This window comes from Bacillus sp. 05T21 (assembly GCF_056396785.1).
Window position 1 is genome coordinate 307,308 of the sequence record NZ_JBFTMD010000002.1, and the last position, 25,909, is coordinate 333,216.

Sequence of the window (25,909 nt, forward strand, 5' to 3'; positions counted from 1 at the left end):
GATTTTCAGGGGTCGCTACGTAATTTCTTCGTAGTATCCTACCTCGATATACTCAGGCGTTCCAGCAATTGACCCGGTTTTATAGTTGAGCCATAAAGTTAACCCAACTGATTCGCATATGAAAACGAATCTTCAAGCAATTTCATAACAGGCACTACACCACTTGCGGCGTTATCAATACCTTTAATTTGCTCACCACGTGCGCGTAGCTTAGATAAGTTTAAAGCTACTCCACCACCGATTTTCGATAATTGCATTGCAGTATTAATGTTAAAGCCAATTGAATTTAAGCTATCATCCATCTCTAACAAGAAACAAGACACCATTTCTCCTCTTCTGCTTCTTCCCGCATTTAAAAAGGTTGGTGTCGCTGGTTGGTAGTTTTGTTTTACAATCATGCTTGCGAAGTGTTTTGCCTTCGCAACATCACCGCGTCCTAAGTATAATGACACAATTGCTACACGATCTTCATAGCTTTCTAAGTATTGTTTTTGATCATTCGTTTTTAACGCATAATCTTTATAGAACTTAGATGCTGCCATATAAGATTGGAACTCGAAGTTTTCACCATAAGCGATGTTATAAACTCCTTCTACTTCCTCCAAGCTATACTCGTCCAGAACGTTGTAATAGTAATCATGTTCTTTCATATACTCCATTCGCTCTGCCACGCTATTAAAATGAACGGTATTCTCTCTAGCTTCTTCCATAAAGACTTCTAACGCCTCTTTATCTTTATGAAGCTGATAAAAACCGTCCTGCATTTGCGTGATTTCATTATTCAGTTCAATGTGTCGCAATCTCCCGCACCCTTTCTTTAAAATATTCTACATCATTATTTGTTCCAGATAACTCAAATTTTGATACAATAGGCACTTCATATTTAGTAGAAATTTTGTCAGCACTTGCACCAAACATGTCTCCCCAATTACGATTGCCACTTGCAGATACGCCTTTTAATTTTTCATTATTGCGTTCTAAAAAGTCTAAAACACGTTCCGGTACATTGCCAAAACCTGTTGTATACGTAATAAGAATAAAGTCTTCATCTAATACTAGAGCTTCTTCAATTTGAACGGCCGGCATATTTAATTTGTGGATGAAACGCTTCACGTTTCCTGTCATAGAATCATATGCAACTAACATTTCCGACCCTCCCTTTCCAATCTATATTCTCTGTATGTCGTTTCTTGATTTCTCTATATATTGTATTACGTTTCAAAATAAGACACAAGATATATGTATAAATTCTTTCTTTTTTTAACTTTTACTTTTCGACATGACCGTCGATTTTTTTCAATACAAAGACTATGAAACAACATTCTAAAACTCATGTCAATAAAGTGCTTTTCAAAAAACTTGTCAACGAATTTAACCTTATTTTAAAAAAAGTTAACAATATTTTTTGTCATAAAACAGTAAATGCTGGAGTAATATATTTCTCCAGCATCACGCAAAAAAGAACAGACCTTAAACGATAATCTGTTCCAAAAAACGATTACATTTATCAATTTTACTTTATTAAATATTTATACATACTCTTTCGTTCCTCGTTACATACTAAAAGATAACTATTATAGAAAAAGATTATTATTATGGAACTTCAATTTATTTATGAAAAAAATCATTCAGGCTGCTCAATACGCAAAATATCTTTTACAAATATATGATGTGGATTCTCATCTTTATCGAGCATTGTACATACAGGAGCTTCTTCATCAAAGTATACGATCATTCCTTCTACGTACTGATATGTATGTTGAACTTGTACAGTTACTTTAATTTCTATTGCTTGCTCATATGCTCTTTTTATTTTCTGAAGCATTTTTGCTGAACATTTTCGTTTCTCTGGATACATAACCATTCCCATAAACCTATTCCCAGCTCTATCTTTCCACATGTAATCCCAATGTGGCAATATGCCTTGTTTAAAATCCCCCATAATTCTCCTCTCCTTTATCTTCTATTTATGAACGTGGTGTTTCTGAATATGTATAAATGACCTGTCCACCGCGCTGTGCGTTCCCGATAATATGTTTAAAATCTTCTCGATTTACAACAACTTCTCTGAACGTATAAAATACATCTTTCGTCGCAACATACTCCTTTATTTCATCATTTTTCAGCTGATCCAAAATTGTATTTGCTAATTGTTCATCCATGTATTTCACCTCTCTGCAATAGTTTATTTTATCGCATCTTCTATAGGTCGACAACGGTAAAATTATCCCGTTACTATTATGTAATTCACTTTCATTATTTTTATATCTATATCACTTTATTATATTCGCACTAAATATCATATACTAACATAGCTACTTCTCTATATCAAACTTTTTGATGCCCTGTATAACAAAGTTCCAAATCACTGTTTGATATTTTATTTTATGCTACAATATACATTTAGAACTAGGAGGGATACTATGATTCGGAAAGCAAAAAAGACAGATGCGGTAGAAGTAGCACCTTTATTGTATAACGCTCTGCACGAAATTGCTGAAAAAATCACAGGTAGCACAGTTGAAGCAAAAGTAATACTAGGACTTGAAACATGGTTCGAAAAAGAAAATAATCGATTGAGCTATGAAAACTGTTTAGTGGCTGAACAAGGTGGAAAGGTAGTTGGGGTTATTGTCGTTTATCACGGTAGTGACGCTGAACAACTTGATGCACCAATCATACACTACTTAAGAGAACTACATGAAGACGAATCCATTACGTTAGAAAAAGAAGCTGAACTTGATGAGTATTATATTGACACGTTGTCAGTTTCAAATATGTACAGTGGACGTGGTATTGGCTCTAAATTAATCGATGCAGCTGAACTTCATGCAACTGAAAAAGGACATGAAAAAATCGCCTTACTTGTTAATTTAGAAAACAAACGCGCTTTTTCACTATATGAAAAACTTGGTTACAAAGAAGATAAAACCGTTATGCTCGTCGGTGAACCGTATGCCCATCTAATAAAACCATTACGGTCATTGGTTTCTATATCTTAAAAGGACAATTCTTTTTTACTTGTTATGTAGAGAAAGAGGCTGCCAAAGGGACAGCCTCTTTTAAATTAATTTTGTATTTAATACATTTCCATCCATCGCCTCATGAAATGTATACGTTGTACATCCCCATGGCTTCTTATGGAAAATAGGCGAACCAGACCACCCCATTGCCCTCAGTTCAGTCCCAATCATCGCATTAAAATAACTATGACCTACAAGGGCAATATGTCCATGTACGAGCGCATAGCGGTGCAACATATTAGCGGCTTGCCTTGCTCTTTCTCGTACTTCCTTATAAGACTCAACCTCTTTACTATAACCAACTATCCATCGTGTACGTCCAATAAACATCCATACATTCGGTTTACATTTCAACCATTTTGGAGCATAAAAACTCGTTGGAACTTCAGCTTCCCTAAAAAGAGGATTTTGCACAAAAGATAGGGAATCCAATAACTCAGCCGCTGACTGTACAGCGCGCCTTTCATCACTCGTTATAACCAGTTTCGCTGATTCAATCGCCTCAATTGTTTCAATTGGTATAGGAGTTTCTTTTACTGTAGTCCCTAAACCATATTGCTTCATCCATTCACGAAATGAAATAATTGTCATTGGCTCTATAGTACTGTCCAAACGACCATGACGAATAAAAGAAATTCGCATTCTTTCCACTCCCCATTCATCACTTACGAACTATATTACACGTACTATTTCTTATTGCCATCATACCATGCATAAAAAGAAAGTTATATATCCCCACCACTATCATGTGTTATCGATGTGTGCACACCATCCAGTCCATCAAAATATGTAGTTGTTTCATGATGACGCACTTTCTTCAACTGTATATAAGAAAATAAAAATAATAAAATCGCTATAAAGCTCCCCACAATTTCAAACATCATTTTCCAGCCCCTAATTTCTCCCACTTTAGTAGGTCATTGTATCTTTTATTATACTCCCGTATAAAGATGTATGCATTTTTATCATTCCTCTCCTAAACAATATTTTTTACATATTTCCTTACAAAAAGTGAATATTTTTCGAATTTTTACTTTGGAAACATTTACAAAGTAGTAAATATAGTTCAAAATAAGAAGAAATAAAAAAGCCCAAATTATTCTTTTTTTGGGAAAACTGGAACAAGGAGAGTTGCTTATGCAGATCGCAGAAACTGGAGATATCATTGAATTTAAAGGTGGAATGCAAGGCCGTGTTCAAAAGGTAAATCAAAACTCCGTTATTGTTGATATAACAATTATGGAGAATTTTAGAGAACTAGATATGGAACCTCTTACAGTTGTAAGCCATAAAAACTATACTGTCATTAATCAACATGCATAATATAATAGAAAGAAAGGATCTGTATATCATACAGATCCTTTCTTTCTATATTAACGATTATCGATCTTTTCTGGATATAAATCGTGATTCATCATGCGGTAGTCTGCCATTTTCTCATACTTAGTTCCTGGGCGGCCGTAGTTACAGTAAGGATCGATTGAAATACCACCACGTGGTGTAAATTTCCCCCATACCTCAATATAGCGTGGATCCATTAAATTAATTAAATCATTCATAATAACGTTCATGCAATCTTCGTGGAAGTCACCATGATTTCGGAAGCTAAATAAATATAGCTTTAAGGATTTACTCTCTACCATTCTTTGTTCTGGAATGTAGCTAATATAAATTGTTGCAAAATCTGGTTGTCCTGTTTTCGGACATAAACTTGTAAATTCAGGACAATTGAATTTTACAAAGTAATCACGGTTTGGATGGTTATTATCAAATACCTCTAAAATTTCCGGGCTATATTCAAATAAATATTTTGTATTTTGATTTCCTAATAATGTTACATCTTTTAAATCTTCATCTAATCTTCCTGCCATTTTAAACATCCCTTCTCATTATACCCCTCGTTTATTTCCCCATACTAACGCATGAAGCTGAGGCAGTACTTTCGCATCATTCATTTCTTTACAATTCACAGCTTTTTCAATAAGCCACTCATATTTTTCTAATAGTTTTTTTATAAGCACCGCATCATCCACTGTTTTCGTATCATCATTCCCTACTTGTAAGAAAAATGGTACATTCGGATAACGCTCGTGCATCTTAACTGCATATTCAAAATCTTGATCATCGAATACTACTACTTTTAAACTAAAATCTTTCCCTGCTAGTTTATGAATAACAGAATCTAACATCTGAAAATCTGTTTTCATAGTTGAACTTGGTGGTTTTGGAGAAATCGTTACCTCATCAATTTGAAGCAACCAATCTTGCCATTTACTCCCTTGCGTTTCTACCGCTGTTCGCATTCCATTCTCCTTTAATATAGAAAGAAGAAATTGCATATTTTTCAGCAAAACAGGATTTCCACCCGAAATCGTAACATGAGAAAAATTTTCTCCACCAATTTCTACAAGCTCATTCCAAATGTCTTCCGGTGTCATTTGTTTAATTTGATCTTTGGCCGATCCATCCCATGTAAAAGCAGAATCACACCAAGCACAGCTATAATCACAGCCCGCTGTACGAATAAACATTGTCTTTTGTCCTACAACCATCCCTTCTCCTTGAATGGTCGGACCAAATATTTCTAAGACGGGGATTTTACTCATCGAGCATCCACTCCCGTCTTACTTCCGCATAACTAGTCGGCGTCTCAAAAAGACGAACAAATTCAACACGAGCTCCCTTATATTCGTTCGCACGATTATCTTTCGTTAATGCTTCTGCCATCTTTTCATAAATCCAAACGACCATATTTTCAGCAGTCGTATTCATTTCTGGCAATGTTTCGTTTAAATAACGATGATCTAAATAAATTTCTATTTCATTTTTCCAAATCTCTTTTATATCTCCAAAGTCAATTGCAAGGCCTATTTCATTTACATATCCGCTAATTCCAAATACGACTTTATATGTGTGTCCATGTAAATTTTTACATTTCCCTTCATAGCAGTGTAAATGGTGCGCTGCGTCAAATGTAAATTCCTTGCTGACCATTACTCTTTTATTATGATATTTGAGTTGTTCACGCTGAATATCCTTGTCCATTTTTTGCAAATTTTCTACGATGCGAAATCCAAAAAAGTTATCCATTAGTTGCTCGCTCCTTCGCGTTCTTGTAGATACGTATCTAATCCCGCTTTACGAAGTTGACATGCTGGACATTCACCGCAACCATCACCAATGATTCCGTTATAACATGTTAATGTTTTTTCTCTAACAAACTCAAATGCTCCAAGTTCATCAGATAATTTCCATGTCTCTGCTTTATCAATCCACATAAGTGGTGTATGAATAACAAACGGATAATCCATAGATAAATTTAATGTAACGTTTAATGATTTCACAAACACGTCACGACAATCTGGATAACCACTGAAATCAGTTTCACATACACCCGTTACAATATGACGTGCTCCAACTTGTTTTGCTAATACAGCCGCAAATGATAAAAATAGTAAATTTCGTCCATCTACAAATGTTGATGGCAATTCACCTTCTTCATGTGTAATCTCCATATCCGTTCTCGTTAACGCATTTGGAGCAAGTTGATTTAATAGGCTCATATCTAGTATCGTATGTTTAATTCCTAGCTCTTTCGCAATTTCCGCTGCACAATCAATTTCTAATTTATGACGTTGATTGTAGTTAAATGTTACAGCTTCCACTTCTTCAAACTGCTGTATCGCCCAAAATAAACATGTTGTACTATCTTGTCCACCACTAAAAACAACAACTGCTTTTTCTTTTTTCATTTCACTCATTCTCCTTCTCTACTACGAATAAGAAGAAAGAACGTTCTTGAACTGTCACAATAAAAAAACAAAACAATACCTAATGATATTGTTGTTTCCATAGTTTTTTATAGAGGGAGTTCGCGAACCTCTCCCATGCAGTGCACGGAATTTCTTCTTTCATTGACAAAGATTATTGTAACATATTGTATACTACCAGAAAAAATTTCTGATTTTTTCCGCTATTTCACATTTCATTTCTTTCATTTTATAGTATGATTAATTTAATGTTAGAAGAGAGGAGGCATCCCACTGGAACTCTTTATTATTTACCTCTTTTTAAATATATTATCTATTCTCGTTACAATGCTCGTATATCATTTATTTTGGAATCAGAAAGGGAAACGATCTCCTAAATTAAATTCAGCCATATTTATTGTATTGTGTTGCCTCGCTACCATACTATGTATCACTTTCGCAGCAAAAACAAATAATGGTTTTCAGTTCGACATGCGACATATCGTATTAATTGTCGGCACGTTAACGGGAGGGCCTATTGCTGGTGGTTCTATTTTAGCTGTATTAAACATTTATCGCTTTTTATTGGGAGGAATAGGTGCGTTTCCATCCTTTATCGCTTCTATTCTCCTATTTATTGTTCTACTATTAACATACAAATTTTTTAATCGAAGTTCTAATCATATAAAAATAACACTCGCTATTTTTTACAGTCTTACTTATGGATTTGGTTGGATACCATTTTTCCTTGCAAGTGTTACAAATGATGCAGATTATATACCACATATCATTGTGTACGAACTATGTACGATGATTGGCACGATCCTTATTTTATATTTACTACACATATTACAAATGCAAGTTCGTCTCCAAAATGAACTTATGAACGCTGAGAAATTTCATTTAATCGGCGAAATGGCAGCTTCTATCTCTCATGAAATTCGTAATCCTTTAACTGCAACGAAAGGTTTTTTACAACTTTTACAGTCAGATACATGTTCTGAGAAAGAACGAAAATTATATATCGACATAGCCATTAATGGTATCGAACAAGCAAATCACGTTCTTACAGACTACTTAACTTTTGCAAAACCGAGTATTGAAAAAGAACAACAATTACAAGTAGAGGAAGAATTACTTCATGCGTTGTCTTTGATCACACCTCTCGCTAATTTAGCAAATGTTCGTATAAATTATATAAAACAAAGTACATCTTTCTTTATCGCTGGCGAAAAGCAAAAACTGAACCAATGTTTATTAAATATTTTTAAAAATTGTATTGAGGCTATGCCTACAGGTGGCGACCTTATTCTTACATTAGTTCCAGACCATAAACATATACAATTATATATAAAAGATACAGGAGTTGGTATGGATCAAGAACAAATAAAACGCCTTGGATCACCTTTCTACTCAACGAAAGAAAAAGGGACCGGACTCGGAATGATGGTCGTCTTCAGCGTCATTCAAGCAATGGATGGAAAGATTGATATTATAAGCGAAAAAGGTACAGGTACAACTTTCTTATTAACTTTCCCACTCATACAAAAAACGTGATGAACTTCATCACGTTTTTTCTGTTCCTTCAACTAATTCTGCAAAAGCTTTCACTTTCCCATGTGGCTTTTGATTTTCTTTCCGAGCTTTCCAGGCGCGCTCTTCTTCTCTCTTTTTCTTTGACATGCTTTTCAACTCCTTCTTTTCTTTTCTCCATGTAGTATTCCAAAATGAGAAAGAAAACTATGCATGAGTAAAAAAGAAAAGAAGCGGTTCCCCACTTCTTTCATTTTAACGCTGTAAAATTGCATGTTTCGCTTCTTTTAGCTGTGTAAGATGTCTTTGTTCGTGTAAATCTAGAAATTGAACCCATTGATATAAATTCAAATCATTAAAAATAGGATGTTTTAATCCATTTTCAAATAATTCTTTTTCATCTATTACACTATGAAGGGCATGTAATAATTCTTGTCGTGAATGTTCAAGTAATTGAATTCCTTGCCGTTTTTTCATTAATGTTTCTGTTGGTTTCATTTGTTGAGGAGCTTCCCTTTTATGTGTACGATCAAGCGTAAGTTGGAGGTCTTTAAATGGAGCAAGTTTTCTTTCTTTTTTTTGCAAAGCATATACAAGGGCAGATGTGACAGACTGTTCAACTAAATGCAAATGATGCAAAATTTGAATAATACTCCATTTATCACGGCGTGGCTTTACATTCACCTCCGTATCATTTAACATTTCAATTTCTGATAACAGCGTGCTTCGTGTAGACTGTAATGAGTGGACTAAAGTTTCTAAACTAACATCCATATTAGATTGAAGCATAGTGCTTTCCCCCCTTTTGTTGGTGAAAAGGGGCGCTCCCCATTAGAAACACCCCTAAAATAATTCTGAATTTTCTTTTATTATCTCATCATTTTTCTATTATGTCGATGTTAAACATAGGAAAAAAGTGCATGTTTTTTTACAATTTTGTGTCGTCAACAGCACGTAACCACGCTTCAATTTCTGTAATTACACTTTTTACACACCCTTCAGCGAATGGTGATGTTAAATTTGCAACTTCTACTAATTCTAAGAATGATTTACTTCCACCTTGTTGACAAAGATTCACATAATCTTCCCAAGCCTCTTGTCTATTATCTCTTGCACGTTTCCAAAATTGCAGTGCACAAATTTGAGCTAACGTGTAGTCAATATAATAGAAAGGTGAGCTATAAATATGACCTTGACGTTGCCAGAAACCACCACGCTCTAAATAATCATTATCTTCATAATCACGATGTGGTAAATACTTCTTCTCTATGTTACGCCATGCTGACTTACGTTCTGCTGGCGATGCTTCTGGATTTTCATATACATAATGTTGATATTCATCTACAGATACACCGTACGGTAAAAATAGAAGTGCTGAACTTAAGTGTGAGAAATAATATTTATCCGCATCTTCTTCAAAGAATAACTTCATCCATGGCCATGTAAAGAATTCCATACTCATTGAATGGATTTCACACGCTTCATATGTTGGCCAATTATATTCTGGAATTTCATACTTACGACTTTCATATACTTGGAAAGCATGGCCCGCTTCATGTGTTAGCACATCAATGTCACCAGACGTTCCATTAAAGTTTGAGAAGATGAATGGTGCTTTATAATTCTCGATATATGTACAATATCCACCACCAGCTTTTCCTTTTTTCGCAACTAAATCTAATAAATCATTATCGAGCATGAAATTAAAAAATTCATCTGTTTCAGCTGATAATTCTTTATACATCGTTTTCCCGTGATTAATAATCCAATCGGCATCGCCTTTTGGAGTTGGATTACCTGTAGCAAACTCAAAGTTTTCATCATAATAAGCGAGCTTTTCTACACCAATGCGTGCTTTTTGTCTATTTCTTAACTCGGTTGCAACCGGAACGATATAATCTAATACTTGCTGACGATAGTTCGCTACCATTTCAGCATTATAATCTGTACGATACATTCTTGCATATCCTAATTCAACAAAGTTTTTAAAACCAAGTGTTTTTGCGATTTTCGTTCTCACTTTAACAAGCTCATCATAAATACGATCTAACTCTTCCTCTTTATCAGCTAAAAATCCGTAGTATGCTTCACTTGCTGCTTTACGTTCACTTCTTTCTTTTCCTTGCATAAATGGAATAAGTTGCGATAACGTTCTTTCTTCTCCTGCAAAGTCAATTTTTGCAGATGCTAATAACTGTGTATATTGTGAAGACAGTTTATTCTCTAATTGTAAATCTTTCACGACTTCATCAGAATATGTTTTCAAATCACACTCCGCAAGAGCAAATAATTGCTTTCCATAATACGCCTCTAATTCTTCGCGGAATGGAGAATGAATTAACGCATTATAATACTTTGTACCATACCCTTGTACAACTGGAGAGAATTCATCAAAGAAATCCTGCTCATCCTTATAAAAGGCATCTGTCGTATCAACAGAATGACGAATGTAACAAAGGTTCCCCATTGTACCAAAGTCATTACGAATTTCGTTAATTGAATTGATAACTTGTTTTTGTTCTTCTACAGTTTTTGCATTATCAAACTTCTCTAAAGCAACAGTAAATTCCCCTTTTAATCCTTCAATATTTGGCCGTTTATATTCATAGTCTTTAAATGACATGAACGAGCCCCCTCTCCGTTATGTATACCTTTACTATAATTCAATACTTATTCCCAAATCCCCTCTTAGTTTTCAACAAAATTCGGCAGCTTCCATCTTGCTTATATGCAAAAAAGCCTTGGATTTCTTTATCCAAAGCTCCTTTGGAACATATCATTATTTTTCATACTTTCCAATCTTTTTTAATAGATCAAGTAATTCATCCTTTTCATCTTTYGTTAACATTTCAAAAGACTGATATATAACTTGCTCATGGCCTGGAAAAATAGAAGCAATAAAGCTCTCTCCAGACTCCGTTAATTGTGCATAAATAACACGCCTGTCATTTGGACATGGAATTCGTTTTACAAGCCCTTTTTTCTCTAGCTTATCTACAACGTATGTAATGCTGCCACTAGCTATTAAAATACGCTCACCGATTTGCTGAAGTGGTTGGCCTCCTTTATGATATAGTAATTCTAATACAGCAAACTCAGTTGGATTTAATCCGTTACTTTGTATGGATTTATTTGTAGTATCCATAACAGAACGATGTACACGGGATAATGCAATAAATACTTTTAAAGATTGAGAAATGTCTTCTCGCTCATTATTTGATGTCATACCATTTCAACCCTTCACTTAAATTCTCCGCAACAAAAAGAAAAGCAACGTAGCACTTCATTACAACTTCCGAATGAATATTCACTCATTCCTTTTCCTTTCCCTAATGTAATGCAAATGATTCTTGAATAAAAACATGACAATTTTAACATAGTTTATATATAATGATAATAAAAAAAGAAGGAGTACCAAATTTGAAAGTCAAATTACAAAGCATAGTTTTTTACATACTGCTTGTTATACTGCCAACGATAGGGATTGGTGCCACATTTTTTTCATATCACACTTATCAAATGAAACAGGCAAACAAACTATCTGCTCACACTGTTCTCTTTTTATATAGAGACTATTTAGACCATCACCTTGGTGAAGCTATATCTGCCTTAGAAATGCTCGCAAAAGTCGTAGGGACCGAAACTGGAAACATCAATGGGATTAAACAGATTGTACATGATACCGATGGAAATGATGAACGTTTTTCCGGTCTATATTACGCTACGACAGATGGGATGATTACACTCGCATCCCAAGGCGATTCGCCGCCTATTGACGTTTCTGACCGCCAATACATCCAAGATGCATTGCAATCTAAGAAAACAACTGTATCATCAGTTATTACAGATCGCGTTCTTGGACATCAAGCTATTATGATTGCGTCTCCAATATTTAATAGACAAAAGGAACTCTCAGGCTTATTATTAGCAAGTTTACGCTTTGACTACATTTCAGCCTCTTTAAATGCTATTAAACCACAATATCATTTCGAAGTAACTGATAAACATGATGTAGTTTTTCTAACCGATGATAATAACGAAACAAGCGACGGACATTCTAACATGCTTACTACCCCACTCCAAAGATTAAATTGGAAAGTTTCTGTTTCTCCGTTACCTATTCATCAACAAACTTTATACCAGTTAGTTGCAATAGAGTGTATAGCTACTTTATTTTTAATGTCTATTTTATTTTTACTTGCTCAATATATGTTATTAAAACGTCAAACAAAACTAGAAAGACAACAAAATGAACTACAAAAAATTGAATTGGTTGGAACTTTTGCAGCTAGTACAGCTCATGAAATCCGTAACCCTCTTACTGGAATTAAAGGACTCGTTGCTCTGTTAAAAGAGAAATATAAAGATGAACAGGATCAGTTCTACTTTTCCGTAATCGAACAAGAAATAGAACGGATTAATGAAATTGTAAGCGAATTTCTTATTCTTGGAAAACCAACTGCCATCATTGAACAAACATCTGATGTAAGAACGATTCTTAATGAGGTATCATTAATTATCCAATCTGAAGCGAATCTACATAACATTGTATTTCATTTACATTTGCCAGACCACCCTGTTCATATACGTTGCTCAAAAGACCATATGAAACAAGTGGTTTTAAACATTACAAAAAATGCAATTGAAGCCATGGCTTCTGGTGATACATTAACCATTGTAGTAACAAACAACGAAAAACACGCACACTTGCAAATTATTGATACTGGAAAAGGGATTCCTAAACATATTCAAAAACACCTCTTTCATCCGTTCTTTACTAATAAAGATACTGGAACAGGTCTTGGGCTTGTTATATGTAAACGAATTGTAGAGATGTACAATGGGCATATATTTATTGATAGTAAAGAAAACAAAGGAACGACAGTTCATATAGAGATTCCATTACACATAGTATAATTATCCTTATCTTAAAAGGGTAATTATACTTATTTCATAAAACCAGCTACAAACATTCTCCAAAAATTGTTTGATTTCCCTTCATACCCAATTTGAAAAATAGGAACCTTTATAATTGAAAACCATTTCGGTGTTTGTTTTTCTTTGTAACGCTGATACTGTACGATAAGCTTGTCCAATTCTTGACTAACTTGAATTGTCTCCATACTATTTAACCCACTTGTTAATCCTAAATGAATCATTTCTTCACGTTTCATATGAATATCATGCGAAAGCTTTTCTAATGTGTACTTCCTTTTTACAGTAAACATCCATATCCCCCTTATTTTTCTTCAATACTCTCAACGCCTCTTCTACTTTAGCCCTTTAAACACTTAATCCTATTTAAAATTGAAGAATCAGAAAATTTAACATTTTTCCCCTGTAATTTACAAATCTTTACCCTCACTTTGAGAATTATTACAAATTATTCTATCTTTGTAAATACATTCGCAATAATAGACATTTTTTTCATCTTCTTTTTTGTAAATACTCAGTAAACAGTGGATTCTCTATTTTCAATGTACTTTTCTTCGACATTTTTTGTTTAATTTATGTAAAAACGCAAAACATAATGATGATTGATAAAGTGAAACTTGAATTAGTGGGGATTTTGTTCATCCCCCACTAATTATTAGCCTTCACCAATCGAGCGCTTACGGGCAGTGGATCTCCCACCTAACTTCTTTGCTCCAGCCGAATTTTGAGGTGGGAGTCTTACTGCCCGCAAATAGCGGGATAAAATAGAAAGGAAATATTTATATGCGCAAATATACCATTGCATTTCTCGTCTTCACCCTGTTCATACCCTTCTTCTTCTTTCCTATTCAAGCAAACGCTCATACGAATAAGGTTGCTATTGTCATCGATGATTTCGGCAATAATATGAAAGGCACAGATAAGATGTTATCACTTCCAATTCCACTCACTGTTGCTGTTATGCCATTTCTTCCTTCTACTAAACAAGACGCAATAGCTGCCCATAAAAAAGGGCATGAAGTTATTATACATATGCCAATGGAACCAATTAGAGGAAAAAAAGAGTGGCTTGGACCAAAAGCGATTACAACAGATTTAAGCGATGAAGAAATAAACAACCGACTCGAACAAGCAATTCAAGAAATACCTCATGCAATAGGAATGAACAATCATATGGGATCAAAAGTAACCGCTGATGAAAGGATTGTACGTCTTATACTTTCTGCCTGTAAAAAACACGGTTTATTTTATTTAGATAGTAAAACAAACCCTAATAGTGTTGTCCCAAAAATCGGTAAAGAATTAGGCGTGCCTATTATTGAAAACCAATTATTTTTTGATGATGTATATACGGTAAGTCACATTTCAAAACAAGCACAATTACTCATAAAAAAAATCCAAGACAAACCCATTATGGTAGCTATCGGACACGTTGGGGCTCCAGGTGAAATTACATCACGTATTATCGAAACTTCTATTCCTAAAATTCGTGAGCATGCAGACTTTATTTTTTTATCTGATTTAGCGTTATCTCCACCTTCTGTTTCAAAATAAGATTCATTTCTCGCACTAAAAAAGGTACCTATCTACATATAGCAGATAGGTACCTTTCCTTTTCAACTTAAATATAATCTACATGACTCACCCTGAATCCCTTTTTCTCTATCTTTTCAATTAATTGCTTTAATTTTTTTTCATTTAACTCATCCGATATATTTACGATAACACGGCGAATATATTGATCACCATTATCAAGCGTAAACAGCCCACCGATATTATATGCTTTTAATAATGTCCCAAGCTCTTTAATTGTTCCCTTACAATCTTGTGTTGCAATTGTTAATATATAACCACCCGTCCGCATACCGAACGAATCCTCAATAACATCAAATACATTAGAATGTGTTAAAATGCCGACAAATTCATTATACTCATTTAAAACCGCTAAAAACGGGAGACGACGAATAACGTAAAAAGCTCTAAAAAAAGAATCCTTTTCAAAAATAAACGAATTTGGATTTTCCAGTACATCTTCTGTACTTACATCCTCTAATCTGCTATTACACTTCTTTTCTAAAAGATCTACTTTATAAATAATCCCCGTGAATTCCTTCTCATTTTCTGCTAATACAGGGATTGCGCGAAATCCCGTTTCATTCATAATTTGTAACGCCTTTTCACCAGAATCATTCGTTTTACAAAATGTCACCTGCTGTTTTGGCAGAAAATGATATTTAACTCGCAAAATATGTTCCTCCTTACATGTCAACATGTAATCTATATATAATAAGGAGACCTATATTTTATGAGTGAAATTTCTTTTTAAAACGCTTTCATTTTTATGGAATGGTAATCTCTGTGAATACATCTTTATATAACAGAACTTTTTGCCCCTTTTATCATTAAAAGCTTTACGTGATAGTTCATTAAATACTCTATACCTTCCAACCATTTTTTCGCTTCTTCTGGAGTTTTCCCCCACACGATCATTCCGTAATTATGAACAAGGACTACTCCTCCACCTTCAATAAAATTCGGAACATTATTTTCTAATAAATTAGCGAATTTCTTTTCATCTTCTACAATTGGAATTGTCATTTCTGTAATACCATCTTTTCCAAAAACACGTTCCACACTACGTTTTTCGAATGTTACTTCTCCTTCTTTCCCATATAGCTCTGACATTAAATGACTATCTACAGTCTGTACTTGTAAAATGCATTCTGCACTACTTTTTTTATAAATATCCGCATGCATAAATGACTCTATAGCTGGTTTTTCTTCGTTTTCAAATACTGGCTCACACATGCAATTTACGACAATAAAATCTTCTTCAGAAAATACCCCTTTATCTCTTCCCTCTACATTCACTAAAAATGTTAATGGCTCTTTTGACGTACACATCGATAAACTAATTTTCGTACCATAAAACCAATCGCGAAGTGCCAATTCTGCTTTCACATCTTTTAATTCGTTCCATTTTTTCAGAAAAAATAACATTTCGTCACCCCCGGCGTAATATTAATATAATGTTCAAATCCTTTCTATATAAAAGGAATGTTTTTTGATTATTCTAAAAATTTAATTGAATTATCACACGAGAATGCCTTTTTGTCAATATCGTTTCAGCACCTATCGGAAAAATAGGCCTATCACATGTAAACACTCCTGTCTATTTAGCACTTGATTTTGTACATATAAAAAATACGTTATTCTTCTTATTAAAGAATAACGTATTTTTCTCATTTATTATTTTTTTATTGCCTTATACAGAAATTGCGCATATTGCTCACGTGTTACGAAATCATCCCCTAAAAAGTTCCCATTCCCGTCACCTTTTGATATATTATTATCCACTAATGCTTTCACATATCCTTCTGCCCAATGACCTGTTGGTACGTCTGTAAAGTTCTCCAAATTATTTTCATTTAACTGAAATACTTTTTGTAATACTACTGACATCTCGTACCTAGTTAATACTCCTTCTGGACGAAACTTACCTGTACCATCTCCTTGCATAATTCCAGCTTGTGCAACTGTAGCAATATCTTGCTCAAACATATGCCCTTTCGTATCAGTAAACATCTCTTTCTGCTCTACTTTACTTTCTAATTTCAAGTACCTTTGTACTAAAGACGCAACTTGTCCACGAGTAATATTATCCCCAAATCCAAATTTACCATTTCCATATCCTTTAAAAATATCTTCTTTCGCTAAATAGTTAATTGCTGTCTCTGACCAATGTCCTTTCGGCACATCATTAAATTCTATTACTGCTTCTATTTTCTCGTCTTCTTTAGAAGTATTGTCCTCTTTACTTTCTACTACATTTTGAATAACAGATCCTGTGAAGAAGATTCCTGTATCTGCAAATGGGTCTTTCACACCAAATTCATATACTTTCTCACCTGGTGTACTCCACTTAACTACATCGTTACTATACGTACCATCTTCACTCTTCAAACGAATTTTTGTAGAGATTTTACCATCTTTTTCGTATACAGGTACTTTCACTTCTTTATTTACTTCTGTGTCCGCTAAAAAGACTTTTTGATTTTGAACATTAATGTAAGCTGTCTTACTTAGTTCCACAACTGGTCTCACATCGCGGATTTCATTTGCAACAAAACTTAGAAATACTAACTTTTTCAAATTGCTAACTGGTGTTAAGTCTGAAATATAATTTGCCTCTAAATCAAGCTTTTGTAAGTTTACTAGACTTGATAATGGAGTAATATCCTTTAACTCATTATTAGGTAAATCTAATTCTGTAAGCTGAGTCATTTTAGCAAGTGGTGTCACATCTTCAATTTGATTTTTCCCGATAAATAATTTATTTAATTGATTCATTTGATCAATACCCGATAAATCTTTAACTTTATTACGCGTTAATACTAAATCCTTTAAAGGTAATGAATATAACGGTTTAATATCTTCAATTTGATTACCTGCTAAAGTTAAGTATGTTACATTTTTCAACGCGCTTAATGGAGCAACATTCGTAATTTTATTATTTGCTAAATTCAAGTAATCTAGTTGTTCCATTTTCGCTAATGCTGTTACATCTTCTATTTGGTTGCCTGATAGATATAAACTTTTTACATTTTTCATTTCAATTAGTGGTGCAATATTTGTAATTTTATTATTACTCAAATCAAGAGATTCTAAATTATCCATCTTAACAAGTGGTGTTACATCTGAAAATTCATTACCACGCAAAGCTAAATGATTTAATTGCTTTAAATTCGCAAAGAACGACGGATCTGTTATCTTCGCATTCGCAACTGTTAAAGATTTTAAATTTGGCATATATTTTAATGCACTATAATCCAGAATCTCATTCGTGTTTAAAAACAAGTCCTTTACTTGTAATAACTCCTCTTTCGTAATTGGTGTATTTAAATCTTTTCGATTAAATACTTTTTTATTAACAAGTTCTCTTAATTTGTTATCTGTTATCATATTTTGACTATCAACTGGATGATCCGTTTCCGTATTGCCTGAATTAGAGTTATCATCTGGTTTCTCTGTTTCTTTGTCACCTACAGTTGGATCTTTAATTTCAAATTGAACTTGATATTTGTGATCATATCCGATGGCCGGAATAAGTATATGCATTTGCATATTATGCTTCTTCTCAAATTCGCCAATTTCAAATTGGACTACTTTCGTTCCATTTTTCCTCTTATCTTCTGATAAAACTTTCACATCTTGAAATACACCAGGTTGGTTTTTATCCTCTATTCTAAGATATTGAAAATAATCGCTATCTTGTATTGTTACAGTAACGATTTTTTTCCCGTCTTTAATTGCTACTTTAGGATTTTTTATGTACTGAGAAACCATAGATGGCTCATCTTTTTGATCCTTATATATTTTAATCTCAGTATCATACGTGCGATCACTGGCTGCTGCTACCGACTGGTTTGCTTCAATTTTTATTGCTGCTAACGCTGGAGTAGAATACGCAGCAAATGGAATAGCTAATGTTGTTGCTACTACTAGAGCTTTAATATAACTTTTTTTCAAAATAATATCCCCTTATCTTATATATATTTCAATTGATAATTACTATCAATTACTAACATAATAAATGATAATGAATCTCATTATCATTGTCAACAAGAATATTACATTAAGTTTATATTTCCATAGATAAAAAATAAAAAACCCTTTACTCAAAGGGCTTTTTTGCCTATCGTATGAAGGATTTCACTTTTTTCTTTTTCATTAATAACACCAATTTTTTGCAAAATGTTTGCATACAATACAAGTTTATTATATATCCGTTCCGACATACTTTCCCTTCTTTCCTTCGACCAACTTTTTTTGTATTGGTAAATTATATGAACGAGATGAGAAAATGTGTCCACTTTTTGCATAAATACAAAGCTTTTATTTTTTTACTTGCTGCTAGTAAAACTCCCACCTAAAAATTAGGTGGGAGTCTAAACGTATTCAATTCATTTAGCAAACTGTCCATTGAATATTATGCTTTTTGACTTCTTCTTCAAAACTATAGGGCATTTTCTTATCACAAATAATATGTTGAATACGAGAAAATCCTGCTATTCGGTAGTTCCCTTTTACGCCTACCTTTGTATGATCGCATAAAATATACGTTTTCTCAGCTAATTTCATCATCGCTTCTGACAGTTTCGCCTTTTCTAATTCAAAGCTAGAAACCCCAAAACCTTGCAACAACCCATCAATCGAAACGAATGCTTTATGAAAATGAAATTGATGAATTACTTGCTGTGAAATAGACCCCGACACACGTGAATGTTTTGGGGATACTTTCCCGCCTATAAATAAAACTTCACCGTGAAACATCTTTTTATTAATAGAAGAAATTAATTGTGTTGCTACTGGAAATGAACTTGTTACAATCGTTAAATTTTTACGATGAACAAGATATGGCACCATTTGAAGTGGTGTACTTCCATCATCAATCGCAATAACATCTCCATCTTCCACAAACGTTGCTGCTTTATACCCAATTCTTTTCTTCTCTTCTATATGCAGCATCTCTCGTTCTAACATCGGTGCCTCTATCCCAGCTCCCGGAAGTTGAACGGCTCCACCGTACACTTTCTTCAATTTTTTTTCACGATCTAATTCTTCTAAATACCGACGAATCGTCTCTGTTGATACTGCGAACTCTCTCGCTAATTCTGAAACTTTTACTTTTCCTTTAAACTCTACCTTCTCAAGAATTGTCCTCTTTCTCTCTTCACCTACTACAGACATAGCCTCACCCCATTTATATCTACCTCATAAACTGTCTTACTTATACAAAGTTATAATTTTCTTTTTCAGTGAAAATCTCTTCATGAATATAAATACCGCGCTTTTCTAGTTCGTCAAAAATAATTTGTGGATTTTCGAAAGCTTCTTCAGGAGTAATAACACCGACTTTATTAACTACTCCTTTTGCAATTAACTCTGTAGCGATTCCAAATGGGATACCAACATTTCTTGTATAGGCCCTTAATTTCTCCCAACCTACTACAGAACCGTCAGATAGCGGATGTGTATGGTATAACACATGCCTTTGTTTTTGATTATTTTTCATACCTACTACTTCTACATGAAGTGCATAACCATAAAGCTCTGTTTCTTGTCCTTCTTTCGATTTTAATAGATACTTCGAAATACAATCCATAATACCAATTTCTTTACCGTTTATTTCAATTTGATCATTACGCAATATACCATAATCATATAAAGCACGAACGAGCTGCATATTTTGCTCTGGCCAAGTTCCTCTTGTTTCAATAAGCTGTACACCTTTATCTTCCAGTGCCTTCGCTAACGTAATCGTTTCTGAATGCGGGATTATATACTGCATTGTTTTTCCGTAAGGCGCTGGTAATTCAATTTCTCTCGGGCACGCAAACGGAGGTACTTGCTTGAATTCACCTTCCTCATACACTGTACGCGTCGGCAAATGTGGATCATATTCATATGTCGTTGTCTCTGTAATTGATGCAGAAAAAGCAATTGGACGATACGAGCCATGACTTACTCGAACTGACTCTACAGTATCTAGCTGATTTGCTGCATACATGGCCATCATTTGCGTTACACCTGGTGTCATACCAAACCCAGGTAAACATGTTGTTCCATGTTGAACAAATTTAGAATGGGATTCATTTTCTTCACCGAATCCATTTAAGTTCACACCGTGACAACCGGCCTCTGCGATACAGCGAGTAGACAATCCATTTAACTTTATCGTCGTACCATCCATTACAATGTTATAGCCCTTCATTTTTGCGACCGTATCCTCATGATTTGTCACATCGACTTTCACAAAATCAACACGAGGATCATTTAACCACTCTACTACTTTTCGGCCTTCCTCTTCATTAAAATCGGCTACCGTAATCGTCTCAAAAGATGAAAATTGAACTAAATCTAAAATTGCTTCACGACAAATTTTACCTGCTCCACCTAAGCAAAATACTTTCACCCTATAACAACCCCTTTAGCAATACTATCAACTAAGCGATTAATATCGTCTTCATGTACATCACCGATATTTCCAATGCGGAACGTATCTACTTTCGAAATTTTACCTGGATAAATAACAAATCCATATCGCTTTAATTCATTATATAGCTGCAAAAATTCAAATCCTGCTTCTGGATAAATGAAAGATGTAATAATAGGAGATTGATATTTTTCATCTACTAATGGCTTAAAGCCTATTTCTTTCATTTTGTGCACTAGTAGTTTTTGATTGCTATAATATCGATTGTAACGGGCTCTTACTCCGCCTTCTTCTTCTAATTCAAGCAATGCCTGATAAAATGCATGTACAACATGTGTAGGTGAAGTAAAGCGCCATTTCCCATTTTGCTCTTCCATCGTTTCCCACTGATCATATAAATCTAATGATAAAGAACGAGCTTGTCCTTTACATTTCAATAGTTCATCACGATTTGCGATGACAAAACCGAATCCGGGAACACCTTGAATACATTTATTCGCACTACTAATTAGAAAGTCAATTTGCAACTCAGCGATATCTATTTCAATACCACCGAAACTACTCATTGCGTCAACCAGTGTAACTTTTCCATATTGTTTTCCCAATTTACATACGTCTACAATTGGATTAATAATACCTGTAGTTGTTTCACAATGAACAACTACAATATGCGTAATCTCTTTATCTTGTTGTAATAACTGTTCTACTTCTGCAATATTAGTAGGCTCCCACTCTTCTGTTTGACTGACCACCACATCTATATGTAACATCTCTGCCATTTGTACAATCCGCTTACCATACGCACCATTTGTACAAACTAGCAGCTTTCCGTTTCTAGGAATAACAGAACCAATTACTGCTTCAACCGAAAACGTACCGCTTCCTTGCATTAAAACTGTTGTGTACTTTTCTTCCTCCTTTGTCGCTAATGATACAAGCCTATTTCTTACATCTTGCACCATCGTGTTATATTCAACATCCCACGTACACCAATCGTATAACATAACTTCTTTTACAGTTTTTGTTGTCGTTAATGGTCCTGGTGTTAATAATAAATAGTGATTTTCATTCATGATCGTGTGCCCCCCTTTATGAAATAATAAGTTCTTGTTTCTCGATATGTTCAATTACGTTTTCGAGCTCCTGCATCGCTTCAATTGTAAAATGAGCCCCATTTTCAATGAAACGATTACGAACTACTTCTATTTTTTCACGAAGCTCTAACGGATCCATATTCTCAACTTCCTCTTCCGTTAAACCGAGCTCACTACTACCGAGGATTACACCAACTGTCCACATTCCAGCATTTCTGCCCTCTTTCATATCTGACACGGTGTCTCCAATTTTTATCATATGATTCATTGGGTATACACAGAGTTCCATCGCATTTTTATAACACATCCACGGATATGGACGACCTGCTGGAACATCATTTGGCGTCACAAGAAAATCAGGTTTATACCCTTGTATTTCTGCTTCTTTTGCAACAATGTCCATCATTTCTCTCGTATAACCAGTTGTTGATCCAATTTTAATACCTCTTTCACGTAGTGAAGAAACCACTTCTTTTACCCCATCAATTGGCGTGGCATAGTACGGTAAAATAGCAAAGAGAATTTCTTCAAACTCTTCATACATCTCATGAATGTCTTCTTCTGTTGGTAATTGTCCGAAGACACGCTTCCACTCATTCGAAATACGGGGCATTTCCGTTAATACCCTAACATGATCAATCTTCAATAACCCCATTGGTTTACGAGCTTCTTCTGCTGTAATTTCAACACCGCGTTTATGAAAAATCTTCATGAATACTTCTAATGGTGCAAAACATCCGTAATCAACTGTCGTACCTGCCCAATCAAAAATAACTGCTTCAATTTTCATTCTATCCATCACCCTTCTTACTTATCTTTTTTGCCATTGTGACGTTCGGTTACGAAGTGCTTTCGTTCCCCATTCATATACAACCCTCACTACAATATTTGTAACAACAATAAGTACACTCATTGCAGCTGCTGGTGCTACATTTCCTGCATCATCCATATTTACAATTGATACAGCAGCTAGTTTAAAATCAGCTGCGTATAAGAACACTACTGCCGATACAGTTACCATTGAATTTACGAAATAGTACATAACCATTTCTAAAATAGCTGGTAAACACATCGGTACTGTTACTCGAAAGAAAGTTTTATAGAATGGTACACTCATCGACTGTGAAACAAGTTCAAACTCTCGATCCAGTTTCTTTAAAGCAGTCGTTGCGGTAACAAACGTTACAGAGTAAAAATGTATGATATTTACTAATACTAAAACAGCAATTGTGCCATATAAGGAATGAAACGGATTTGTTACTGAAAGTCCTAGAATTTGAATTGTTGGTTGACTGAAGAAAAAGACATATCCTAATCCAAGTACTAATCCAGGAATCGCTAACGGTACAATAGAAAAAAAGTAGCCTACTTTTCTGAAAAAATGTAGCTGTTCTATTTTTTCAATCGCATAAGCGAACACAAATGTTAAAATCGCACCGATAACTGCCGTAACGGCTGAGACAATTACACTATTTTTAAACGCTTCAAGTCCGTCTCCTGTCAAACTTGAAAAATTAAAATGCTCAAGTGTAAAGCTCATATTATAGGGCCATACTTTCACACTTGCAGCAATACCAACTGCCACAAATAAAAGAATGATCATAGACGTGACTACGCTACAATATACGAATGAAATAACATCTCTTTTCTTATTATTTATTATTCTGTAAGGTACTGCTTTTGAAGATAAAAGATTCGCCTGTTTTCTTTGCGTAATACGATCAACTGCAAATGCGAAAATAGCTGGGATCAATAAAATCATTCCGACAGTTGCGCCCATGGACATATTTTGCTGTCCAATTACTTGCTTATATACGTCAGTAGCAAGTACGTTATATTGTCCTCCAACAATTTTAGGTGCCCCAAAATCAGTGAAACTAAGTGTAAATACAACGAACATCGCACTAATTAATCCGTATTTCACACTAGGTAAAGTAACCGTAAGAAACTGTTTCACTTTACTTGCACCCAACATATTAGAAGCTTCATATAAACGATAATCAGAACCTTGGAGAGCAATTAATAAAATAAGGAATGCTTGCGGAAATGTATACATAACTTCAGCCATTACAATTCCTACTGGTCCGTATAACGGTATTTGTATTCCTTCAGATAAACCAAACATCCCTTTTGTTATTAACCCTTGATTACCAAATAAATATGTAAGCGCAATACCGTGCATCATCGTTGGTGCGAATAATGGTAATAATGCTATGTATTGAAATACGCGCTTTCCAAAAACATTTGTACGAGCGATCGCATATGCGTAAGCGAAAGCGAGTGTAACCGAAATAATTGTTGTAGCGCCCGAAATCCATATCGTATTTTGTAATGATTGAACTAGCGTTGGTGTTGTGAAATATTTACTGAAATTCGCAACACCAACAAAAGCTCCATCTTTATCATAAAAGGCTTGTGTAAACAGTTGTAATAAAGGCAATACAAGCATGATAAAAAATGAAAGAAGCATACCAATAATTAATAGTCTTTGTATCCACTCTTCTTTACCGATACGTCTCTTAATCTTTTTTTTTGTACTTTCTACCTTAAAGTTTTCTAACATCTCCATCTATACAATGACCTTCTTTCCATATGACAACATATGATTTTCTGAGAAAGAGATTTGAATTGGCTTTCCTTTTCTAATAGCAGTTTCCTCTACTTCTGATGCCAATATATCCACTACAATTTTCTCATTATAAAGGTGTGTTTTCTCTTCTATGACCCGCACTTCCGTCCGGTATACAGAACCGCGAAATTCCATGCTTTCTACAACTGTTTTAATACCATTATTTTGTACAACTGTTACATGTTCAGGACGAATTGCATGTTCTTCGTTATTTTTCGAAAAGAAATTAATAGAACCAATAAAATCTGCCACAAACGGATTGGCTGGTCTTTGATAAATCTCCTCTGGTGTTCCAATCTGCATAATTTCCGCATGATTCATTACAACAATTTTATCAGCCATCGTTAATGCCTCTTCTTGATCATGCGTTACCATAATAGTTGTTACTCCCACTTTTTCTTGCAAATCACGCATTTCTCTGCGCAACTTTTCACGCACTTTTGCATCTAAAGCAGATAATGGCTCATCAAGTAACAAAATATCGGGAGACAGAGCGAGCGCACGTGCAAGTGCTACTCGCTGCTGTTGTCCACCAGACATTTGAGCAGGATATTTATCTTTTACATTCAGCAAATCAACAAGTTCTAACGCCGATAGCGCTTTTTCTTTTACTTCTGCTTTTCCATATTTTTTTGTTTTTAAGCCGTATTCAATGTTTTCAAGTGCAGTTAAATTCGGAAATAATGCATACGATTGAAAAACCATTCCGAAGTTCCTCTTTCCAGGTGGTAATGCTGTAATATCTTTTCCATTCACAGCAATACTACCTGTTGTTGCCTCTTCTAGCCCCGCTAAAATTCGGAGCAATGTCGTTTTCCCACAACCACTTGGGCCTAATAAACAAACAAACTCATTTTTTTTCACAGTAAAAGAAATATCCTTTAACGCTGTAAATGCATCAAACTGTTTTTGAATGTGTTGAATTGATAAATATTCGCTCATTTTTCTCT

At 34.5% G+C, this 25,909-nt stretch carries 28 protein-coding genes, 1 pseudogene and 1 riboswitch; of the genes and pseudogenes, 5 read left to right on the forward strand and 24 right to left on the reverse strand.

Annotated elements, in window-relative coordinates:
• Nucleotides 1-101: 101 nt before the first annotated feature.
• The 4 genes and pseudogenes from AC1DKZ_RS06520 to AC1DKZ_RS06535 form a co-directional block, all read right to left on the reverse strand.
• Nucleotides 102-800, reverse strand: a pseudogene (locus AC1DKZ_RS06520) (ribonucleotide reductase N-terminal alpha domain-containing protein); the annotation flags it as partial.
• Nucleotides 787-1,146, reverse strand: a complete 360-nt coding sequence (nrdI, locus tag AC1DKZ_RS06525) for a class Ib ribonucleoside-diphosphate reductase assembly flavoprotein NrdI (RefSeq protein WP_105584136.1) — start codon at nt 1,144-1,146, stop codon at nt 787-789. The gene nrdI and the pseudogene AC1DKZ_RS06520, both read right to left, overlap by 14 nt.
• Nucleotides 1,147-1,624: 478 nt before the next feature.
• Nucleotides 1,625-1,942, reverse strand: a complete 318-nt coding sequence (locus AC1DKZ_RS06530; RefSeq protein WP_060750618.1) for a hypothetical protein — start codon at nt 1,940-1,942, stop codon at nt 1,625-1,627.
• 25 nt (nt 1,943-1,967) lie between these two features.
• Entirely contained in the window at nt 1,968-2,162 is a 195-nt protein-coding gene (locus AC1DKZ_RS06535; protein WP_476995822.1) for an abortive phage infection protein, read from the reverse strand.
• Nucleotides 2,163-2,423: 261 nt separating this feature from the next.
• On the opposite strand from AC1DKZ_RS06535, the gene AC1DKZ_RS06540 reads away from it, so the two are divergent.
• Nucleotides 2,424-3,002 (forward strand): GNAT family N-acetyltransferase, encoded by a 579-nt coding sequence (locus AC1DKZ_RS06540; RefSeq protein WP_476995823.1) that lies wholly within the window; start codon nt 2,424-2,426, stop codon nt 3,000-3,002.
• Between the two features lie 60 nt (nt 3,003-3,062).
• Here the strand turns inward: AC1DKZ_RS06540 and AC1DKZ_RS06545 are convergent, their stop codons facing one another.
• Nucleotides 3,063-3,665 carry a histidine phosphatase family protein gene (locus tag AC1DKZ_RS06545; RefSeq protein WP_476995824.1) on the reverse strand — a complete coding sequence of 201 codons (603 nt, stop codon included), beginning with the start codon at nt 3,663-3,665 and terminating at the stop codon, nt 3,063-3,065.
• Nucleotides 3,666-3,748: 83 nt separating this feature from the next.
• Entirely contained in the window at nt 3,749-3,907 is a 159-nt protein-coding gene (locus tag AC1DKZ_RS06550) for a hypothetical protein (protein ID WP_002086806.1), read from the reverse strand.
• 253 nt (nt 3,908-4,160) lie between these two features.
• On the opposite strand from AC1DKZ_RS06550, the gene AC1DKZ_RS06555 reads away from it, so the two are divergent.
• Nucleotides 4,161-4,346, forward strand: a complete 186-nt coding sequence (locus AC1DKZ_RS06555) for a YkvS family protein (RefSeq protein ID WP_002064385.1) — start codon at nt 4,161-4,163, stop codon at nt 4,344-4,346.
• Between the two features lie 50 nt (nt 4,347-4,396).
• Here AC1DKZ_RS06555 and queF read toward each other — a convergent pair whose 3' ends face one another.
• Genes queF through queC form a run of 4 tightly spaced genes read right to left on the reverse strand, consistent with a single transcriptional unit; the run spans nt 4,397 to nt 6,775 of the window.
• A complete protein-coding gene (queF, locus tag AC1DKZ_RS06560) occupies nt 4,397-4,894 on the reverse strand; it encodes a preQ(1) synthase (protein ID WP_476995825.1) in 498 nt (165 codons plus the stop codon).
• A gap of 18 nt (nt 4,895-4,912) precedes the next feature.
• Entirely contained in the window at nt 4,913-5,629 is a 717-nt protein-coding gene (queE, locus tag AC1DKZ_RS06565; protein WP_002086811.1) for a 7-carboxy-7-deazaguanine synthase QueE, read from the reverse strand.
• Nucleotides 5,622-6,113, reverse strand: coding sequence for a 6-carboxytetrahydropterin synthase QueD (gene queD, locus AC1DKZ_RS06570; protein ID WP_002011526.1), 492 nt, complete (start codon nt 6,111-6,113; stop codon nt 5,622-5,624). Before queD ends, queE begins: the two co-directional genes overlap by 8 nt.
• A complete protein-coding gene (queC, locus tag AC1DKZ_RS06575; protein ID WP_002086813.1) occupies nt 6,113-6,775 on the reverse strand; it encodes a 7-cyano-7-deazaguanine synthase QueC in 663 nt (220 codons plus the stop codon). The genes queD and queC overlap by 1 nt, the downstream gene beginning before the upstream one ends.
• 93 nt (nt 6,776-6,868) lie before the next feature.
• Nucleotides 6,869-6,912: riboswitch (PreQ1 riboswitch) on the reverse strand.
• Nucleotides 6,913-7,120: 208 nt separating this feature from the next.
• On the opposite strand from queC, the gene AC1DKZ_RS06580 reads away from it, so the two are divergent.
• The gene (locus AC1DKZ_RS06580) at nt 7,121-8,329 is read left to right on the forward strand and encodes an ATP-binding protein (protein ID WP_219303696.1); all 1,209 of its coding nucleotides are present in this window, start codon (nt 7,121-7,123) and stop codon (nt 8,327-8,329) included.
• Nucleotides 8,330-8,338: 9 nt separating this feature from the next.
• On the opposite strand, the gene AC1DKZ_RS06585 is transcribed toward AC1DKZ_RS06580, so the two are convergent.
• The 4 genes from AC1DKZ_RS06585 to AC1DKZ_RS06600 form a co-directional block, all read right to left on the reverse strand.
• On the reverse strand, nt 8,339-8,455 hold the full coding sequence (locus AC1DKZ_RS06585; protein ID WP_000038354.1) for a DUF6254 family protein: 117 nt from the start codon (nt 8,453-8,455) through the stop codon (nt 8,339-8,341).
• Nucleotides 8,456-8,560: 105 nt separating this feature from the next.
• Nucleotides 8,561-9,094 carry a DinB family protein gene (locus AC1DKZ_RS06590; RefSeq protein ID WP_476995826.1) on the reverse strand — a complete coding sequence of 178 codons (534 nt, stop codon included), beginning with the start codon at nt 9,092-9,094 and terminating at the stop codon, nt 8,561-8,563.
• A 139-nt stretch (nt 9,095-9,233) separates the two neighbouring features.
• Nucleotides 9,234-10,928: a M3 family oligoendopeptidase gene (locus AC1DKZ_RS06595; protein WP_476995827.1), complete on the reverse strand. Its 1,695-nt coding sequence runs from the start codon at nt 10,926-10,928 to the stop codon at nt 9,234-9,236.
• A 156-nt stretch (nt 10,929-11,084) separates the two neighbouring features.
• A complete protein-coding gene (locus AC1DKZ_RS06600; RefSeq protein ID WP_002064378.1) occupies nt 11,085-11,531 on the reverse strand; it encodes a MarR family winged helix-turn-helix transcriptional regulator in 447 nt (148 codons plus the stop codon).
• A gap of 194 nt (nt 11,532-11,725) precedes the next feature.
• On the opposite strand from AC1DKZ_RS06600, the gene AC1DKZ_RS06605 reads away from it, so the two are divergent.
• Nucleotides 11,726-13,222 carry a DUF3149 domain-containing protein gene (locus AC1DKZ_RS06605; protein ID WP_476995828.1) on the forward strand — a complete coding sequence of 499 codons (1,497 nt, stop codon included), beginning with the start codon at nt 11,726-11,728 and terminating at the stop codon, nt 13,220-13,222.
• Between the two features lie 29 nt (nt 13,223-13,251).
• On the opposite strand, the gene AC1DKZ_RS06610 is transcribed toward AC1DKZ_RS06605, so the two are convergent.
• Nucleotides 13,252-13,533 (reverse strand): aspartyl-phosphate phosphatase Spo0E family protein, encoded by a 282-nt coding sequence (locus AC1DKZ_RS06610; protein WP_002011543.1) that lies wholly within the window; start codon nt 13,531-13,533, stop codon nt 13,252-13,254.
• A 490-nt stretch (nt 13,534-14,023) separates the two neighbouring features.
• On the opposite strand from AC1DKZ_RS06610, the gene AC1DKZ_RS06615 reads away from it, so the two are divergent.
• The gene (locus AC1DKZ_RS06615) at nt 14,024-14,794 is read left to right on the forward strand and encodes a divergent polysaccharide deacetylase family protein (protein WP_002086817.1); all 771 of its coding nucleotides are present in this window, start codon (nt 14,024-14,026) and stop codon (nt 14,792-14,794) included.
• A 67-nt stretch (nt 14,795-14,861) separates the two neighbouring features.
• Here AC1DKZ_RS06615 and cbpA read toward each other — a convergent pair whose 3' ends face one another.
• The 9 genes from cbpA to AC1DKZ_RS06660 form a co-directional block, all read right to left on the reverse strand.
• Nucleotides 14,862-15,485, reverse strand: coding sequence for a cyclic di-AMP binding protein CbpA (cbpA, locus tag AC1DKZ_RS06620; RefSeq protein ID WP_002140932.1), 624 nt, complete (start codon nt 15,483-15,485; stop codon nt 14,862-14,864).
• A 125-nt stretch (nt 15,486-15,610) separates the two neighbouring features.
• Nucleotides 15,611-16,240, reverse strand: a complete 630-nt coding sequence (locus tag AC1DKZ_RS06625; RefSeq protein ID WP_002011549.1) for a class II aldolase/adducin family protein — start codon at nt 16,238-16,240, stop codon at nt 15,611-15,613.
• Between the two features lie 249 nt (nt 16,241-16,489).
• A complete protein-coding gene (locus AC1DKZ_RS06630) occupies nt 16,490-18,769 on the reverse strand; it encodes an NEAT domain-containing leucine-rich repeat protein (RefSeq protein ID WP_476995829.1) in 2,280 nt (759 codons plus the stop codon).
• 438 nt (nt 18,770-19,207) lie between these two features.
• Nucleotides 19,208-19,990, reverse strand: a complete 783-nt coding sequence (locus AC1DKZ_RS06635; RefSeq protein WP_002030497.1) for a DeoR/GlpR family DNA-binding transcription regulator — start codon at nt 19,988-19,990, stop codon at nt 19,208-19,210.
• A gap of 40 nt (nt 19,991-20,030) precedes the next feature.
• Nucleotides 20,031-21,215: a saccharopine dehydrogenase family protein gene (locus AC1DKZ_RS06640; RefSeq protein WP_476995830.1), complete on the reverse strand. Its 1,185-nt coding sequence runs from the start codon at nt 21,213-21,215 to the stop codon at nt 20,031-20,033.
• Nucleotides 21,212-22,309, reverse strand: a complete 1,098-nt coding sequence (gene phnW, locus AC1DKZ_RS06645; protein ID WP_113733582.1) for a 2-aminoethylphosphonate--pyruvate transaminase — start codon at nt 22,307-22,309, stop codon at nt 21,212-21,214. The genes AC1DKZ_RS06640 and phnW overlap by 4 nt, the downstream gene beginning before the upstream one ends.
• A gap of 16 nt (nt 22,310-22,325) precedes the next feature.
• On the reverse strand, nt 22,326-23,120 hold the full coding sequence (gene phnX / locus AC1DKZ_RS06650) for a phosphonoacetaldehyde hydrolase (RefSeq protein ID WP_476995831.1): 795 nt from the start codon (nt 23,118-23,120) through the stop codon (nt 22,326-22,328).
• A gap of 21 nt (nt 23,121-23,141) precedes the next feature.
• Nucleotides 23,142-24,899, reverse strand: coding sequence for a putative 2-aminoethylphosphonate ABC transporter permease subunit (locus AC1DKZ_RS06655; protein WP_476995832.1), 1,758 nt, complete (start codon nt 24,897-24,899; stop codon nt 23,142-23,144).
• Entirely contained in the window at nt 24,900-25,901 is a 1,002-nt protein-coding gene (locus AC1DKZ_RS06660) for a putative 2-aminoethylphosphonate ABC transporter ATP-binding protein (protein WP_002086828.1), read from the reverse strand.
• Nucleotides 25,902-25,909 lie beyond the last annotated feature (8 nt).

Excerpts from the sequence above, each read along its gene's own strand:
- nrdI (WP_105584136.1), bottom strand. The coding sequence starts at position 1,146 with ATGTTAGTTGCATATGATTCTATGACAGGAAACGTGAAGCGTTTCATC.
- AC1DKZ_RS06530 (WP_060750618.1), bottom strand. The coding sequence starts at position 1,942 with ATGGGGGATTTTAAACAAGGCATATTGCCACATTGGGATTACATGTGG.
- AC1DKZ_RS06535 (WP_476995822.1), bottom strand. The coding sequence starts at position 2,162 with ATGGATGAACAATTAGCAAATACAATTTTGGATCAGCTGAAAAATGAT.
- AC1DKZ_RS06540 (WP_476995823.1), top strand. The coding sequence starts at position 2,424 with ATGATTCGGAAAGCAAAAAAGACAGATGCGGTAGAAGTAGCACCTTTA.
- AC1DKZ_RS06545 (WP_476995824.1), bottom strand. The coding sequence starts at position 3,665 with ATGCGAATTTCTTTTATTCGTCATGGTCGTTTGGACAGTACTATAGAG.
- AC1DKZ_RS06550 (WP_002086806.1), bottom strand. The coding sequence starts at position 3,907 with ATGATGTTTGAAATTGTGGGGAGCTTTATAGCGATTTTATTATTTTTA.
- AC1DKZ_RS06555 (WP_002064385.1), top strand. The coding sequence starts at position 4,161 with ATGCAGATCGCAGAAACTGGAGATATCATTGAATTTAAAGGTGGAATG.
- queF (WP_476995825.1), bottom strand. The coding sequence starts at position 4,894 with ATGGCAGGAAGATTAGATGAAGATTTAAAAGATGTAACATTATTAGGA.
- queE (WP_002086811.1), bottom strand. The coding sequence starts at position 5,629 with ATGAGTAAAATCCCCGTCTTAGAAATATTTGGTCCGACCATTCAAGGA.
- queD (WP_002011526.1), bottom strand. The coding sequence starts at position 6,113 with ATGGATAACTTTTTTGGATTTCGCATCGTAGAAAATTTGCAAAAAATG.
- queC (WP_002086813.1), bottom strand. The coding sequence starts at position 6,775 with ATGAAAAAAGAAAAAGCAGTTGTTGTTTTTAGTGGTGGACAAGATAGT.
- AC1DKZ_RS06580 (WP_219303696.1), top strand. The coding sequence starts at position 7,121 with ATGCTCGTATATCATTTATTTTGGAATCAGAAAGGGAAACGATCTCCT.
- AC1DKZ_RS06585 (WP_000038354.1), bottom strand. The coding sequence starts at position 8,455 with ATGTCAAAGAAAAAGAGAGAAGAAGAGCGCGCCTGGAAAGCTCGGAAA.
- AC1DKZ_RS06590 (WP_476995826.1), bottom strand. The coding sequence starts at position 9,094 with ATGCTTCAATCTAATATGGATGTTAGTTTAGAAACTTTAGTCCACTCA.
- AC1DKZ_RS06595 (WP_476995827.1), bottom strand. The coding sequence starts at position 10,928 with ATGTCATTTAAAGACTATGAATATAAACGGCCAAATATTGAAGGATTA.
- AC1DKZ_RS06610 (WP_002011543.1), bottom strand. The coding sequence starts at position 13,533 with ATGTTTACTGTAAAAAGGAAGTACACATTAGAAAAGCTTTCGCATGAT.
- AC1DKZ_RS06615 (WP_002086817.1), top strand. The coding sequence starts at position 14,024 with ATGCGCAAATATACCATTGCATTTCTCGTCTTCACCCTGTTCATACCC.
- AC1DKZ_RS06625 (WP_002011549.1), bottom strand. The coding sequence starts at position 16,240 with ATGTTATTTTTTCTGAAAAAATGGAACGAATTAAAAGATGTGAAAGCA.
- AC1DKZ_RS06635 (WP_002030497.1), bottom strand. The coding sequence starts at position 19,990 with ATGTCTGTAGTAGGTGAAGAGAGAAAGAGGACAATTCTTGAGAAGGTA.
- phnW (WP_113733582.1), bottom strand. The coding sequence starts at position 22,309 with ATGAATGAAAATCACTATTTATTATTAACACCAGGACCATTAACGACA.
- phnX (WP_476995831.1), bottom strand. The coding sequence starts at position 23,120 with ATGAAAATTGAAGCAGTTATTTTTGATTGGGCAGGTACGACAGTTGAT.
- AC1DKZ_RS06655 (WP_476995832.1), bottom strand. The coding sequence starts at position 24,899 with ATGGAGATGTTAGAAAACTTTAAGGTAGAAAGTACAAAAAAAAAGATT.
- AC1DKZ_RS06660 (WP_002086828.1), bottom strand. The coding sequence starts at position 25,901 with ATGAGCGAATATTTATCAATTCAACACATTCAAAAACAGTTTGATGCA.